The sequence below is a fragment of the Methylopila musalis genome, from assembly GCF_042679725.1.
Classification (GTDB): Bacteria; Pseudomonadota; Alphaproteobacteria; order Rhizobiales; family Methylopilaceae; genus Methylopila; species Methylopila musalis.
Genome location: NZ_JBHTMX010000063.1, coordinates 1 through 14,899 on the forward strand (window position 1 = coordinate 1; position 14,899 = coordinate 14,899).

10 protein-coding genes and 1 pseudogene are annotated in these 14,899 nt (G+C 71.5%); 6 read left to right on the plus strand and 5 right to left on the minus strand.

Features of this window, described 5'->3' with window-relative positions; all coding sequences use genetic code 11:
- The 5 genes and pseudogenes from pdxA to lptF form a co-directional block, all read right to left on the minus strand.
- Window positions 1-186: pseudogene (gene pdxA / locus ACFQ4O_RS08940) on the minus strand (4-hydroxythreonine-4-phosphate dehydrogenase PdxA); the annotation flags it as partial.
- Entirely contained in the window at window positions 183-1,103 is a 921-nt protein-coding gene (locus ACFQ4O_RS08945) for a SurA N-terminal domain-containing protein (protein WP_378775351.1), read from the minus strand. The gene ACFQ4O_RS08945 and the pseudogene pdxA, both read right to left, overlap by 4 nt.
- A 112-nt stretch (window positions 1,104-1,215) precedes the next feature.
- Window positions 1,216-3,702 (minus strand): LPS-assembly protein LptD, encoded by a 2,487-nt coding sequence (locus tag ACFQ4O_RS08950; protein ID WP_378775352.1) that lies wholly within the window; start codon window positions 3,700-3,702, stop codon window positions 1,216-1,218.
- Between the two features lie 62 nt (window positions 3,703-3,764).
- The gene (lptG, locus tag ACFQ4O_RS08955; protein ID WP_378775353.1) at window positions 3,765-4,856 is read right to left on the minus strand and encodes an LPS export ABC transporter permease LptG; all 1,092 of its coding nucleotides are present in this window, start codon (window positions 4,854-4,856) and stop codon (window positions 3,765-3,767) included.
- Window positions 4,853-6,001: an LPS export ABC transporter permease LptF gene (gene lptF / locus ACFQ4O_RS08960; RefSeq protein ID WP_378775354.1), complete on the minus strand. Its 1,149-nt coding sequence runs from the start codon at window positions 5,999-6,001 to the stop codon at window positions 4,853-4,855. The genes lptG and lptF overlap by 4 nt, the downstream gene beginning before the upstream one ends.
- Window positions 6,002-6,213: 212 nt before the next feature.
- Here lptF and ACFQ4O_RS08965 point away from each other — a divergent pair, with 212 nt between their 5' ends.
- The 6 genes from ACFQ4O_RS08965 to ACFQ4O_RS08990 all read left to right on the plus strand — a co-directional run.
- The gene (locus ACFQ4O_RS08965; RefSeq protein WP_378775355.1) at window positions 6,214-7,737 is read left to right on the plus strand and encodes a leucyl aminopeptidase; all 1,524 of its coding nucleotides are present in this window, start codon (window positions 6,214-6,216) and stop codon (window positions 7,735-7,737) included.
- Window positions 7,738-7,843: 106 nt separating this feature from the next.
- Window positions 7,844-8,287, plus strand: a complete 444-nt coding sequence (locus tag ACFQ4O_RS08970) for a DNA polymerase III subunit chi (protein WP_378775356.1) — start codon at window positions 7,844-7,846, stop codon at window positions 8,285-8,287.
- Between the two features lie 24 nt (window positions 8,288-8,311).
- Window positions 8,312-11,932 carry a hydantoinase B/oxoprolinase family protein gene (locus ACFQ4O_RS08975; RefSeq protein ID WP_378775357.1) on the plus strand — a complete coding sequence of 1,207 codons (3,621 nt, stop codon included), beginning with the start codon at window positions 8,312-8,314 and terminating at the stop codon, window positions 11,930-11,932.
- A gap of 28 nt (window positions 11,933-11,960) precedes the next feature.
- Entirely contained in the window at window positions 11,961-12,806 is an 846-nt protein-coding gene (gene panB, locus ACFQ4O_RS08980; protein WP_378775358.1) for a 3-methyl-2-oxobutanoate hydroxymethyltransferase, read from the plus strand.
- 81 nt (window positions 12,807-12,887) lie between these two features.
- Entirely contained in the window at window positions 12,888-13,823 is a 936-nt protein-coding gene (locus ACFQ4O_RS08985; protein WP_378775359.1) for a hypothetical protein, read from the plus strand.
- A gap of 7 nt (window positions 13,824-13,830) precedes the next feature.
- Window positions 13,831-14,899 (plus strand): glycosyltransferase (locus tag ACFQ4O_RS08990; RefSeq protein WP_378775360.1); only part of this gene is annotated, 1,069 nt, incomplete at its 3' end.

Consider the following 14,899-nt stretch of genomic DNA (forward strand, 5'->3'; position numbering starts at 1 on the left):
GGGCGCGTCGCCCGCGAGCTGCGCGGCGCGGTCGGCGTAGGCGGCGGGATCGCCCAGCGCCACGAAGGCGGGCAGGCCGCGGCGCTCCCGCTCGCTCCAGAGCGTCAGCGCGAGATCGAGCCCGATCCCCGCCGGCTCGCCCATGCTGAGCGCGAGCGGACGGCCGGGAACGGCGTCGAGGGTCATCCCTGGCTGAGAACCTGAATGACGGCGCGCGTCTTCAGCTGCTCAAGATACTGCTTCGACTTCTCCTCCAGCTGCTTGCTGCCGGCGTCGTCCATGGCCTGGCGGCGCAGCATGTTGTCGTCGGCGATGTCCTTGCGCTCGCACACGGCGATCATCTCGATGCCCTGCTCGCCCCGGTCCGGCGGGGTCAGGCCGCCGACGCCGGTCTTGGAGAGCGTGTCGCTCAGCTCCTTGCCGAGCGAGGCGGAGGAGCGGGTGACCGGCTCCTTCACCGCCACGTCGCGCAGGCCGGTGGCGAACTGCACCGCCTGGGCGCAGCCGGGGAAACGGCCGCGGGCGGCGTTCGCCTCGGCCCGGCGCTGGTTGACCTGCGCCGGGGTCGCGTTCCGGGGCAGCACGAACACCACCTGCCGCAGCGTGTACTGCACGGCGCGGTTGTCGGCCTTGGCGCCCGCCGGGGGCAGGATGTTGCTGTTCTGCGCCTGCATCTGGGCCGCGAACTTGCGGCGCACGAACTGCGCCCACACCATCTCGGCGCGGATGCGGTCCTTCAGGGTCTGCGCGCTCACGCCGCGCTGGCCGATGGCCTGGGTGAACTGCTGCGGCGTCAGCTTGGAGCGCTCGGCGATGGAGGCGAAGGCGGCGTTCACCTGGGCGTCGTCGGCGGTGACGCCGAAGCGCTTGGCCTCGGTGAGCTTCAGCTTCTCGTCGATCAGCTCCTGCCGGGCCGCGGCGACGCCGCCGCCCTTGCCGCCGCCGGCGAGCGTGAGCAGGGCGGCCCGGCTCTTGATCTCGCTCGACAGGATCGGCTGGCCGTTGACGACCACCGCCACCGACTGGGCGTGGGCGGGCGCGGCGCAGGCGATGGCCGCCAGCGCGAGGACGGGGAGCAGGCGAAGGCCAGAACGCAACGACATGGACGTCCGATTCCCGATTGCGGCCGCGACGGACACGCGGCGGGCGTTAACGACGATGGCCTTTTTCCGGCGCGGGGAGGCGGCCGTCAACCGCCTCGCGCGCCGGCTCCCGTCATTGGGAAGCGAGGCCCATGGTCCTCGTCTCGCTGTCGAACGGATCCGACGCGGTGCTGGTGGAGGCGCTGATGCCGCCCAGCGTCCGAAGGTCCATACGGACGAGGAACTTGTGGTCGATCGAGTCGAGGCGGCGCACGCTGGTGTCGACGTCGTATTCGCGGATGTAGTCGAACGCGAGCGAGATGCAGTCTTCGATGTTGTTGATGCCGAAGCCGATCTGCGTCTTGTCGAACTCTTTCAGGTCGAAGTTGTAGCGGGCGCCGCCGCCCACATACACGTCCTTGGTCACGAACACCCGCGCGCCGGCGAGCACGCCCTCGCGGATGTCGTCGTAGCCGAGCTTCGGCTGCTTGTCGTAGCGGCCGTAGACCAGATTGCCCTGGACGCGGCCGAGCGTGGCGCGGCCCTCCAGTTCGGCGGCGCGCAGCGAGAAGTTCTTCTCGTCCATGCGCACATGGCCGCCGAGCACCAGATCCTTGGTGGGCACGAGCGTCATGCCGGCCACGTAGTCGGACCGGGTGGTGTCGAGGCCGGACTGCAGGCCCGTGCGGCTCGGATCCCGATCGCCCTCGGCGAAGGAGTTCTTGCCGAACAGATGGTAGGACTGGCCCGCCATCACGCTGAACATGGCGCCGGAGTCGAAGTTCAGCGAATACTGAACGCCCACATTGGCGCGGCTGCCGCCCTCCACCCGGTCGTAGCCGGAGAACTTGTCCCAGGCGAACAGGGTGGTGTCGTCGAACATCAGGCTCTGGGCGTCTTCGTTGGCGAAGTCGCCCACATGGGTCTCGTTCGGACGCAGTAGGATCTGCGCGATCGGCTCGATCGTGTGGGTGCCGAAGCTGCTCGCCGCCACGAACGGATAGCGGTATTCGAGGCCGACGCCCGCCATGCCGCGCAGCGCCACGTCCTGATCGCCGTCGAGGAACGGCCCGAGCCGGGCGTCGTCGTCCGGGTTGGAGTAGATCAGGTCGCCGCGCACGAAGGCGAACGGCGTCCAGACCTGGCCCACGGGATCGATGAAGCGGCGGCGCCATTGGGCGTCCGCGCTGATGCGGCTGTAGGTGCCCGCCGCGCCGATGAGCGCCACGTCGCTCCGGGGACCGATGCCCAGACGCCCGCGCCGGTATTCGCTTTCCTCGCGGTAGAGGCTGGAGGCGTTGATGTTGAACGCCAGCTCGCCGCCCTGGACCGGGTTCTCGAACACGTAGTTGTAGTCGAGCACGGGGGCCGCGAACGGCAGGCGGTCCTGCCGGTCGTAGCGGGTCATGCCGTAGAAGCGGTAAGCGCGCAGGTCGAACCAGCTGCGGTCGCCCTGGCCCTGCAGGTAGACGGTCGAGACGCTGGTGCGGCTCGCGCCCCACAGGTCGTAGTCGCCGCGCACCCACTTGTCCGAATAGAGCGTGACGTCCCAGCCCCAGGACCACTGGTGGTTGATGTCGAACTTGCCGAAGGTCTGGAACGCCCAGCGGTCGCGGCGGTCGCCGGGGCCGATGGTCAGGCTGTTCGGATCATTGGAGTCGAGCTTGTAGTCGAACTCGCCCGGATCGAGCTGGTGGATGCCCGCCGCGCGGATCGTGTAGGCGCCGTCCAGCAGCCGGTGACGGAACTCGCCCTTCATCATCACGCCCTGCTTGGACGAGAACATGGGCGAGATCGTCGCGTCCATGTTGGGGGCGATGACCCAGAAATACGGCGTCTCCACCGTCAGGCCGGTGTCGGACGAGCGGCCGAAGCTCGGCGCGAGGAAGCCCGACTTGCGCTTCACCGACGGATCGGGATGGGAGAAGAACGGCAGCCAGGCGATGGGGTGGCCCCACAGCTCGAAGGTCGCATCCTCGTAATAGACCATCTTCTCGTCTTCACGGAAGATGATGCGCTTGGCCTTGATCTGCCACAGCGGCGGCTTGTCCGGGTTTTCCCGGCAGGGCTCGCAGGCGGTGTAGACGCCCCGGTCGAACACGGACAGCTTGCCGCCCTCGCGCCGGCCTTGGGCGGCGGCGAAGCGGGTGCGGTCCACCGTCTCGATGCGCAGCGACCGCACCACGCCGTCGGCGAAGTCGTCGGTCAGGTCCAGGCTGTCGGCGTAGGCCACGGTGCCGTCGCGCTCGGTGAGCTTGGCGTTGCCCATGGCGCGGACGCGGTTGTTCTTCTGGTCGTAGACGACCCGGTCGGCCTGCAGCGCGCGGCCGTCGTAATAGATGTCCACCGGCCCGACGGCGGTCACGACCTCGCGGTCGTAATCGTAGACGAGCTCCTTGGCCTCCATCAGCATCCGCGCGTTGGGATCGCGGCGCGCAGTGACGCCGCCGTCCACCACGGAGGCGCCGGCGAGCGGATTGCGCGGACCCTTCGCCTTCGACGTCTCGGCGGACCGGGGCGGGGCGGGGATGAACTCGTTGGCCACCTGGGCGACGGAGACGCCGCCCGTCAGGGCGAGCGCGGTCGATCCCAGCAATGCCGCGGCGAAAACACGAACCATGGCGCTCGATGAAAACGCGGAACGGGGCCCGTTCCAGGCAGAGGAGCGGAGCGGGGCGAGCGTCATCCGTCCTCCTGATGCAACAACACAGTGGCGCCCATGAGACACCCGACGACCGCCGGCAGCCACGCCGCCGCGATGGGATGAATCAAGCCCGCCGCCCCCAGATCGCCCGCGAACTCGGTGACGACATAAAGCACGAAGCCGGCGACCACGCCACCGAGAATCGTTTTGGCCACGCCGCCGAAGCGGAAGAAGCGCAGCGCAACCGTCGCCGCGATCAGCACCATGGCGATCAGCAGGGCGGGACGGGCGAGAAGCTCTTGCAGTTGCAGGCGGTGGCGCAGCGACGACAGGCCCGCCCGATCGGCGAGTTCGATCGCCTCCGGCAGGCTCCAGAATCCGACCATGGAGCGGGCGCCCAGCGTCTCGCGCACCTGGCTCGCGGAGAGATTCGTGGCGAGCCGGTAGCGCGGCAGGCTGCGGGGCTCCTGGCCGACCGCGATGACGCGGGCCTCGTCCAGATCCCAGGCGTCCTCGACCAGCCGGGCGGACTGGGCCTCGATCCGCTCCCGGAACTGCCCGTCCGGCGTGAAGCTCCACACCGTGACGCCGGTCAGGTTGACGCCCGAGCGCGAGGCGGTCGCGGCGCGGATGATGGCCTGCCCGTCCATGCTGCGCTGGCGGATCCAGCGCGCCTGCGCGCCGGTGGGCGCGCGGGAAAGCAGGCGCGCCTCCATGCGCTCGGCGCGGTTCTGCAGGGTGGCGGCGAGCGGGTTCAGCGCCATGCTGGCGGCGACGCCGATCAGCCCCGCCACCGCGATGGCCGGCGCCGTGAACTGCCACGCCGAGACCCCGCTCGCCCGCGCCACCACCAGCTCCAGCCGGCGGCTCAGCATGACGAAGGTTCCCATGGCGCCGAACAGCACGGCGAAAGGCAGCACCCGCTCCACGATCGCCGGCGTGCGGTGAAGCGACAGGTTGGCGATGGCGAGCAGCGAGGCGTCGGCGGAATCGCCTGCGCGCCGCAGCAGCTCGATGAAGTCGATCACGAAGATCAGCAGCAGCGCGCCGGCCAGCACCGCGAGGATCGTCAGCGCCGCCCGCCGCGCGAAATAGCGCGCCAGCACGCCGGAGAGCACGGCGGCCGTCATGCCCGCGCCGCCGGCAGCAGGGCGGAGGGCGCGGCCGTGGCCGTCGCCGTGGACGGCCCGCGGAAGATCAGCCACAGCGCCGCGAGCCCGGCCGCGATCGGCAGGCCGTAAACCGCGATCACCGCATAGGGCGTCGAGACCAGCAGATTGGTGGCGCCGAGGCCGCCGATGCGCACCGCCGCGACCGCCGCGATGGCCGCGAGCACGCCCGTGGCCCGGTTCTGCCGGGTGGTGCGCGGGCGGCCGATGGCGGCGAAAGCGATCAGAATGAACGTCACGGGATAGAGCGGGTTCACCAGCCGTTCGTGCAGCTCCGCCCGGAACCGGCCGGGTTGCGATCTGTAGGCGGCCTCGCTCACGTCGGGCCGGATGAGCTCGGACGTATAGCGCTCGCGGGGTTTATAGGACGTGACCTCGGCCGCGCCGGTGAAGGGCGACAGGTCGAAGGCGTAACGCTGGAACACCACGATGGCGGGGTCCTTGCCCGCCTCCTCGCGCCGCTGCACCGAGCCGTTCTCCAGCACCAGGAAGGTGGAGCCGCCTTCCTCCACGATCTGGCCGCGCTCGGCCAGATAGGCGATCTCCTGTGGTGGATCGCGGCTGTCCTGCACGAAGATGCCGAGCAGCGCGCCGCCGCGGCGCTCGCGCACATGCACCACGAGGCCGCTCTCGATCTGGGTGAACTGGCCCTCGCGCAGGATGTTGGCCACCACGTCGGCGCGCACCTGCGTGATCTGCGTCCGGAGCATGCGCAGCGATTCGGGGATCGCCCACACGCTCATCAGCCCGACCAGCAGCGCCACCAGCAGCGACAGCGCCAGCAGCGGCCGCAGCAGCCGCCACGGACCGACGCCCGCCGCGCTCATGGTCACGATCTCCGAATCGCCGTTCAGCCGGTTCAGCGCCCAGAGCGAGGCCCCGAACAGCGCCACCGGCGCCAGGATGACCGCGAGCGAGGGCAGCGACAGGCCGGTGACGACGAGGAAGATCCACAGCGTCTGGCCCTGGCTCGTCACCAGATCGAGCTCGCGCAGGGCCTGCGTGGTCCAGATGACGCCGGTCAGCGCCGCGAGCACGCCGAAAAAGGCCTTCGCCGTCATTCCGAAGAGGTAGCGTTCGAGCAGCGGCATCCGGTCCACGATCATGCGCCCGCCGCGTCTGCGGCGTCGAGCGCGTCCCCTTACCCGCCATCTTGAAAGCCGGAAAGGGGCGGCGCGCAAGCGGCGGCCCCTCGCCCGTTCGTCGCGGACGCTGGAACGCGGGCGGTGTGTCGTATAGAGGAAACACAGATCGATCCTTTCAGGCGGGCGCGGGACGCCGCGCGCTCCGCCGCCCTGCGTCCGGAGCCTTTTCGCTTATGTCCAAGTCCGTCGAGTCCAAGTCCGCCGACGCGCCCCGCGCCGCCAAGGTCGCTTTCCGCCCGCTCGGCGCCGCGCCATCCGGCGTCGTCGTGGTTCTCGCCGGGGCCGAGGGCGCCTTCGGTCCGGCGCGCGGCGCCGCGCTCGCGCCGGTGTCGGACGGCCTCGCCCGCGCCGCCGCCTCCGAGCGCTTCAAGGCCAAGCAGGGCTCGGGCTTCGAGCTGCTGGCGCCCGCGCTCGACGGCGTGGAGCGCCTGATCGTGGTCGGCCTCGGCGACGGCTCGGAGCCGACCGACTGGACCCGCCTCGGGGGCCAGATCCGCGGGCGCCTGCCCGCCGCCGCGACCGAGGTCACGATTTACGCCGAAGGGACCGAGGGTCCGCTCTCCGCCGACGCGGTGGCCGAGATCGCGCTCGGCTTCCGCCTGCGCGGCTACGCCTTCGACGTCTACAAGACCCGCAAGAAGGACGACGACGCCAAGGGCCTCGACCGGGCCGTGTTCGCGGTCGGCGACGAGGGCGCGGCCAAAAAGGCGTGGAAGATCCGCGAGGGCCTCGCCGAGGGCGTGGAGCTTGCCCGCACGCTCGTGAACGAGCCCGCCAACGTGCTGACGCCGATCGAGTTCGCCCGCCGCGCCCAGGCGCTGGAGGCGCTCGGCGTCGAGGTGGAGATCCTCGACGAGAAGGCGCTGCGCAAGGCCGGCTTCGGCGCGCTGCTCGCGGTCGGCCAGGGCTCGGTCAACGAGAGCCGGGTCGCGATCATGCGCTGGAACGGCGCGAAGGATAAGGACGCCCAGCCCATCGCCTTCGTGGGCAAGGGCGTGGTGTTCGACACCGGCGGCATCTCCATCAAGCCCTCCGCCAACATGGAGGACATGAAGGGCGACATGGCGGGCGCGGCCTGCGTGGTCGGCCTGATCCACGCGCTCGCCGCCCGCAAGGCCAAGGCCAACGTGATCGGCGCCATCGGCCTCGTCGAGAACATGCCGGACGGCGCCAGCTACCGGCCGGGCGACATCGTCACCGGCCTGTCGGGCCAGACGATCGAGATCGTGAACACCGACGCGGAAGGCCGCCTCGTGCTGGCCGACGTGCTCTGGCACGTGCAGGACCGCTTCAAGCCCAAGTTCATGATCGACCTCGCGACCCTCACCGGCGCCATTCTGGTGGCGCTCGGCGTGGACAACGCCGGCCTGTTCTCCAACGACGATGAGCTGTCGGAGCGCCTCTACGCCACCGGCCTCGCCACCGGCGAGAAGGTGTGGCGCATGCCCATGGGGCCGGAGTTCGACAAGCTGATCGACTCCAAGTTCGCCGACATGAAGCAGACTGGCGGCCGCCACGGCGGCTCCATCACCGCCGCCCAGTTCCTGAAGCGCCACGTCAACGACACGCCGTGGGCGCATCTCGACATCGCCGGCACCGGCATGGGCTCGCCCGCCTCCGACATCAACCGCAGCTGGGGCTCGGGCTGGGGCGTGCGCCTGCTCGACCGGCTGGTGAAGGACCACTACGAGGGGTGAGCGGCCGTCCGGCGTCGCCCGAGGCTGATCGGCCGATCCCGTCATGCCCGAGATCAGGCTCGGGCATGACGGCGCGCGTGACGGGGCGGGGAGCGCGAAAGCCCGCATGACCGAGATCCTGTTCTACCACCTCACGTCCCAGCCGCTGGCGCGGGCGCTGCCGACGCTTTTGGAGAAGTGCCTCGAGCGCCAGTGGAAGGTGGTGGTGCAGGCGACCGGCGAGGAGCGGGTCGCGGCGCTGGACGCGGCGCTCTGGACCTACGCCGACGACAGTTTCCTGCCCCACGGCGCGGGGGCGGACGGCGCCGACGAGCCGGTCTGGCTCACAGTGACCGACGCCAACCCCAACGGCGCCGCGGTGCGGGTGCTGGTGGACGGCGCGCCGCCGCCGGCGCTCGAAGGCTACCAGCGGGCGCTCGTCCTGTTCGACGGCGCCGATCCGGACGCGCTCGACGCCGCGCGCGCACAGTGGAAGGCGCTGAAGGCCGCCGGCCACGACCTTACCTACTGGCGTCAGGACGACGACGGCCGCTGGCGCCGTCAGGCCTGACGGGACAGGCCGGAAGCGAGACCCATGACCGACGCGCGCTGGCAGTTCTGGATCGACCGGGGCGGCACCTTCACCGACGTGATCGGCCGCGCGCCGGACGGCGCGCTCCATGTGCGCAAGATGCTGTCGGAGAATCCTGGCGTCTACCGCGACGCGGCGGTCGCGGGCGTCCGCGCGCTCCTGGGGCTGCAAGCGAGCGAGCCCGTGCCGGCAGAGAAGATCGGCGCGGTGAAAATGGGCACCACCGTCGCCACCAACGCGCTGCTGGAGCGCAAGGGCGAGCGCACGGCGCTGCTCATCACCCAAGGCCTCGGCGACCAGCTCCGCATCGGCTATCAGGCCCGGCCGCGCCTGTTCGACCGCCGGATCGTCAAGCCCGAGGCGCTCTACGACGCGGTGGTCGAGGTGGAGGAGCGCGTCCGCGCCGACGGGACCGTGGAGCGCGCGCCCGACGAGGCCGAGGTTCGCGCCGCGCTGGAAAGGCTGGCGGGCGAGGGCTATCGCGCGCTCGCCATCGTGTTCATGCACGCCCACGCCTTCCCGGCCCACGAGGCCGCGGTGGCCCGGATCGCTAGGGCCATGGGTTTCGCGCAGGTCTCGGTCAGCCACGAGGTGTCGAGCCTGCACAAGATCGTCGGGCGCGGCGACACCACCGTGGTCGACGCCTATCTCACCCCGGTGCTGGCGGACTACGTGGCGCGGGTGCGCGACGAGCTCGGCCTGCCGCCCGAGGACGCGGCCCGGCTGACCTTCATGACCTCCGCCGGCGGGCTCACCGACGCCGGCCTGTTCCAGGGCAAGGACGCGATCCTCTCCGGCCCCGCGGGCGGGGTGGTGGCCATGGCCGCGACCGCCGAGGTGGCGGGCTTCTCCCGGGTCATCGGCTTCGACATGGGCGGCACCTCCACCGACGTCGCCCATTACGACGGCGCCTTCGAGCGCTCGTTCGAGACCGAGGTCGCGGGCGTGCGGCTGCGCGCGCCGATGATGCGCATCCACACGGTGGCGGCGGGCGGCGGCTCGATCCTGCATTACGATCAGGGCCGCTTCCGCGTCGGGCCGGATTCCGCCGGCGCCCATCCGGGGCCGGCGAGCTACCGCAAGGGCGGCCCGCTCACCGTCACCGACGCCAATGTCATGACCGGCAAGCTGCGGCCGGAGCTGTTCCCGGCGATCTTCGGTCCCGGCCAGGACCAGCCGCTCGACGCGGAGGCGGCGCGGGAGCGGTTCGAGGCGCTGGCGGCGGAGATCGGCGACGGCCGCACGGCGGAGCAGGTGGCGGACGGCTTCATCGCGGTCGCGGTCGCCAACATGACGGAGGCGATCAAGACCATCTCGGTCGCCCGCGGCTACGACGTCACGAAATACGCGCTGAACTGCTTCGGCGGCGCCGGCGGCCAGCACGCGGCCCGGGTGGCGGACGCGCTCGGGATCGACGCGGTGCTGATCCATCCGCTGTCCGGCCTGCTCTCGGCCTATGGCATGGGCCTCGCCGACATCCGCGCCCACCGGGCGGCGAGCCTCGGCGCGCCGCTTGAAGAGGCTGGCGGTCCGGCCTCGGAGCTGATCGCGCGCCTCGCAGGCGAAGCCGTGGCGGAGCTTGAGGGGCAGGGCGTCGCGGAGCCGAGGGTCGAGGCGCGGCTCCACATTCGCTACGCCGGCACGGACACGGCGCTGGAGGTGTCGGTCGCGGGCGACAGTCTCGACCTCGACGCCGTCGCGGCGGCATTCCGGGCGCTGCACCTCGCCCGCTTCGGCTTCGTGGACGACGCCCGCGCGCTGGTGGTCGAGCAGGTGGAGGTGGAGGCGGCCGGCGGCGGTTCGCCTCTCGCCGAGGCCGAGCAGCCGGCGGACGTCTCGCCCGCGCCCGAGCCGGACGCGCGCGCCCGGCTGTTCTCCAACGGCTCGGCCTGTGAGGCCGCGATCCATCGGCGCGAGCGGCTCGGCGTCGGCCATGTGGTGGAGGGCCCGGCGCTGATCGTGGAGGCCAACCAGACCGTGGTGGTGGAGGACGGCTGGCGCGCCGCCGTCGATCCCCGCGGAGCGCTGGCGCTGACGCGGTCGCGGCCCCGCGCGGCGGGACGGGCCGTGGGCGCCGACGCCGACCCGGTGATGCTCGAGATCTTCAACAACCTGTTCATGTCCATCGCCGAGCAGATGGGGCTGGTGCTGCAGAACACGGCGAGCTCGGTCAACATCAAGGAGCGGCTGGACTTCTCCTGCGCCGTGTTCGCGCCGGACGGCGCGCTGGTGGCGAACGCGCCCCACATGCCGGTGCATCTCGGCTCTATGGACCGCTCGGTGGAGGCGGTGCTGCGCCGGGCCGGCGACCGGCTGAAGCCGGGCTCCGTGTTCGTGTTGAACGCGCCCTACGACGGCGGCACCCATCTGCCGGACGTGACGGTGGTGACGCCGGTGTTCTCCGACGACGGAGGGGAGTTGCTGTTTCTGGTGGCGAGCCGGGGCCACCACGCCGACATCGGCGGCGTCGCCCCCGGCTCCATGAGCCCGCGCGCCACCACCATCGAGCAGGAGGGCGTCACCATCGACGTCATGCCGCTGGTGGAGGGCGGGCGGTTTCAGGAGGAGGCGATCCGCGCCGTGCTGGGCGGCGCGCGCTATCCGGCGCGCAACGTGGACCAGAACGTCGCCGACCTGAAGGCGCAGGTGGCCGCCAACGCCAAGGGCGTGGCCGAGCTCGCCAAGATGATCGGCTGGTTCGGGCTCGACGTGGTGCGCGCCTATATGGGCCACGTGCAGGACAACGCCGCCGAGAGCGTGGCCCGGGTGATCGCGACGCTCGACGACGCCGAGTTCGCCTATGAGATGGATCAGGGCGCGGTCATCCGCGTCCGCATCACGGTCGACAAGGCCGCCCGCCGGGCGGTGGTCGATTTCACCGGCACGAGCCCGCAGGCCGCGGACAACTTCAACGCCCCGGAGCCGGTGACCCGCGCCGCCGTGCTCTACGCCTTCCGCGTGATGGTGGACGGCGACATCCCCATGAACGCCGGCTGCCTGCGGCCGATCGAGATCCGCGTGCCCGAGGGCTCGCTGCTGTCGCCGCGCTATCCGGCGGCGGTGGTGGCCGGCAATGTGGAGACCAGCCAGGCGGTGGTGGACTGCCTGTTCGGCGCGCTGAACGCCATGGCGGCGGCGCAGGGCACCATGAACAACCTGACCTTCGGCGACGCGACCCGGCAGTATTATGAGACCATCTGCTCCGGTTCGCCCGCCGGACCCGGCTTCGACGGGACCGACGCGGTCCACACCCACATGACCAACTCCCGGCTGACAGACCCCGAAATCCTCGAGGAGCGCTATCCGGTGGTGCTGGAGGAGTTCGCGATCCGAAAGCGCTCGGGCGGACGGGGCCGCTGGTCCGCCGGCGACGGCGTGCGCCGGGTGATCCGCTTCCTGGAGCCCATGGACTGCGCCGTGCTGTCCGGCCATCGCCGGGTGGCGCCCTTCGGCATGGCGGGCGGCGCGCCGGGGGCGGTCGGACGCAATTTCGTGCGCCGGGGGCCGAAAGAACTGGTGGAGATCGGCGCCTGCGACCAGATAAAGCTCGCCCCCGGCGACGCCATCGTCATCGAGACGCCGACCGGAGGCGGCTGGGGCCGCCCCGAGGGCGACCCGGCGTGACTGACCCCCTTGAGGGAGGACTGATCCCATGAGCGCTCATCCCGCGCCGGCCCGACGGCCCGTCACCGTGTCCGCCATCCGCGCCGCCAAGGGCGGCGCGCCGCTGGTGTGCCTCACCGCCTACACCACGCCCATGGCGCAGGCGCTGGACGAGGCCTGCGACCTGCTGCTGGTGGGCGACAGCCTGGGCATGGTGCTCTACGGGTTGCCGAGCACCATCCCCGTCACCCTCGACATGATGATCGCCCACGGCGCGGCGACCGTGCGCGGCGCGAAACACGCGCTGGTGGTGGTGGACCTGCCGTTCGGCTCCTATCAGGAGAGCCCGGCGCAGGCCTTCCGCTCCGCCTCGCGCATCCTGGCGGAGACCGGCTGCGGCGCCGTGAAGCTCGAGGGCGGCGCGGTGATGGCGGAGACCATCGCCTTCCTCACCCAGCGCGGCGTGCCGGTGCTGGCCCATGTGGGTCTGCAGCCTCAGTCGGTGAACACGCTCGGCGGCTACTCCGCCCGGGGCAAGCTCTCGCCCGAGGCCGAGACCATCATCGCCGACGCCCGCGCCGTGACCGACGCCGGCGCCTTCGCCGTGGTGGTGGAGGGCGTGGTGGCGCCGCTCGCGGCCCGCATCACCGAGACCATCCGGGCGCCCACCATCGGCATCGGCGCCTCGGCGGATTGCGACGGCCAGATCCTCGTCACCGACGACATGATGGGCGTCACCTTCGGCCATGTGCCGAAATTCGTGCGCAAATACGCCGATCTGGGCGCCGAGATGAAGGCGGCCGCGGCGGCCTACGCCGACGACGTGCGCGCCCGCCGCTTCCCGGCCGAGGAGCACCTCTACGCCGCCCCGAAGCCAAGCGCCGCCGACGCGTGACGCCCGCCTTCCGTCGCGGGTGACAGCGCCCGAATTTGGTCACATATTGGGCCGCGAATCGGAGATCGGGGGATCTTGAGAATGCGGATCGGGAAAGGGCGGCGCGGGGCGCTGCTGTCCGGAGTGGCGCTTGGCGTCGTCGCGGCGCTGCTGATGGCGGCGGAGCCCGCGCGTGCGGCGGACGTGGCCGAAGTCGGCGTGGGGCTGCCGGCGGTCGACGGCTTCAACGGCAAGCTCGAAGGCTTCGGCGGCTGGGGCGACCACAACGCGTTCCGCGGCGGAAGCCATTTCATCGGCGGCGGCCTCGGCTCGCTGACCGCGCCGCTCGGCCACAGCTTCGGGTTCCAGCTCGACGGCATGGCGGCGACCCGGCAGGGCGACTTCGTCGGCGGCGCGGCCGGCCACCTCTTCACCCGCGACCCGTCGAGCCACCTTATCGGCCTTTACGGCTCGGGCGTTGGCTTCGACGACCCGTCCAAGACCCGCTCCTACAAGATCGGCGCGGAGGCGGAGGCCTATCTCGGCCGCTTCACCCTGTCGGGCGTCGCGGGCTACGAGCATGTGGACGCCAAGAAGGCCTTCCTCGGCCTCGACGGCGCGGGCGCGCGCGTGTTCTCCGATCCGAAGGACGGCGGGTCGTTCTTCGACCAGATCGACATCAGCTTCTACCCGACCGACGACCTGAAGCTGTCGGCCGGCCACCGCTATGTGGGCCGCAAGCACGCCGCGGCGCTCGGCGTCGAGGCGCTGGTTCCGGTCGGCGGCGTGGGCGTCTCGGCCTTCGCGGAAGGCCGCATCGGCGAAGAGGACTACAAGGCGGCCTGGGCCGGCGTGAAGATCTACTTCGGCGACGACAAGAGCCTGATCCGCCGCCACCGCGAGAGCGATCCGCCCAACCGGCTCAAGGACGACCTGTTCGCCGCCTCCAACCGGCGCGACCGCGTCGGCGCGGTTCCGCCGCCGCCTCCTCCGCCGCCGAACTGCGAGGTCACCAATTGCGGCTGCGTGTTCCAATAGCACGCCAATGACGCGCGTCCTGCTCGCCTGGGAGGGCGGCGCCGGACGCGGCCATCTGCTGCATCTGCGCGCGGTCGCCGAAGCCCTCGGCGACCGTTTCGTATTCGACGCCGCGCTTTGCCGCATGGAGCACGCGGGCGAGATCGCCCCGCTCTGCGACGCCGTGTTCCAGGGCGCGGCGCTCTACGACCGCGAGCCGCGCCGCCGCGGGCCGGGGGCGGTCGGGGCCGCCACCTGGGGCGAGTTCATGGGCGACATGGGCTTTGGCGACGCCGAGGTGCTGCGCGTCCAGATCGGCTGGTGGATCGCCGCCATCGAAGCCCGCGGCGCCGATCTGGTGGCGGCGGATTTCGCGCCCTGCGCCCTGCTCGCCGCGCGGGCGCTTGGGCTGCCGACCATCGTCACCGGCGTCGGCTACGCCGTGCCGCCGCCGGACCTCGCGGTGTTCCCCGTGTTCCTCAGCGACCGGACCGCCCGCCTGCACGACGAGGCGGCCATGGTCGCCGCCGTCAACGCCGCAGGCGCAGGCTTCGGCCTGACCCCCATCGCCCGGCTGGCGGAGGTCTACCGGGCCGACGTGGCGCTGGTGCGCACACTGCCTATGCTCGACCCGTATGACGGGCTGCGGACCGACCCGCTGGCGCCCCCGCTCGCCGACGTTCCCGCCGCGCCGTCGGACGGGGAGGGCGACGAGGTCTTCGCCTATTTCTCCACCACCGAACGCGACGACGCCGCGCTGATGGAGGCGATCTGCGATCTCGGCAAGCCGGTGCGGCTGTTCCTTCCGCGCGCCGACGACGCGCTCGCCGACGCCCTTGCCGCGCGCGGGGTGATCGTGGAGCGGGCGCCCGTTCCGGTGGACCTGATCGCCCGCCGGTCGCGGCTGGCGCTGCACGCCGGCCAGCACGGGGCGCTCTGCATGGCGCTCGCCTGCGGCCTGCCGCAGGTGGCCGCGCCCCAGCATCTCGAACAGCTCTATCACGCAAGGCGCGCGGAGGCGGCCGGGGTTCTGACCGTGCTGCCTCGGGCTGAGCGCGATCCGGCCGCGCTGCGCGCCGCGATCCGGGCCGCGTTCG

What these genes read in the sequence shown, in the direction of transcription:
- ACFQ4O_RS08945 (WP_378775351.1), bottom strand. Translation starts at nt 1,103, where the DNA reads ATGTCGTTGCGTTCTGGCCTTCGCCTGCTCCCCGTCCTCGCGCTGGCG.
- ACFQ4O_RS08965 (WP_378775355.1), top strand. Translation starts at nt 6,214, where the DNA reads ATGTCCAAGTCCGTCGAGTCCAAGTCCGCCGACGCGCCCCGCGCCGCC.
- lptF (WP_378775354.1), bottom strand. Translation starts at nt 6,001, where the DNA reads ATGATCGTGGACCGGATGCCGCTGCTCGAACGCTACCTCTTCGGAATG.
- ACFQ4O_RS08950 (WP_378775352.1), bottom strand. Translation starts at nt 3,702, where the DNA reads ATGGTTCGTGTTTTCGCCGCGGCATTGCTGGGATCGACCGCGCTCGCC.
- panB (WP_378775358.1), top strand. Translation starts at nt 11,961, where the DNA reads ATGAGCGCTCATCCCGCGCCGGCCCGACGGCCCGTCACCGTGTCCGCC.
- ACFQ4O_RS08985 (WP_378775359.1), top strand. Translation starts at nt 12,888, where the DNA reads ATGCGGATCGGGAAAGGGCGGCGCGGGGCGCTGCTGTCCGGAGTGGCG.
- lptG (WP_378775353.1), bottom strand. Translation starts at nt 4,856, where the DNA reads ATGACGGCCGCCGTGCTCTCCGGCGTGCTGGCGCGCTATTTCGCGCGG.
- ACFQ4O_RS08975 (WP_378775357.1), top strand. Translation starts at nt 8,312, where the DNA reads ATGACCGACGCGCGCTGGCAGTTCTGGATCGACCGGGGCGGCACCTTC.
- ACFQ4O_RS08970 (WP_378775356.1), top strand. Translation starts at nt 7,844, where the DNA reads ATGACCGAGATCCTGTTCTACCACCTCACGTCCCAGCCGCTGGCGCGG.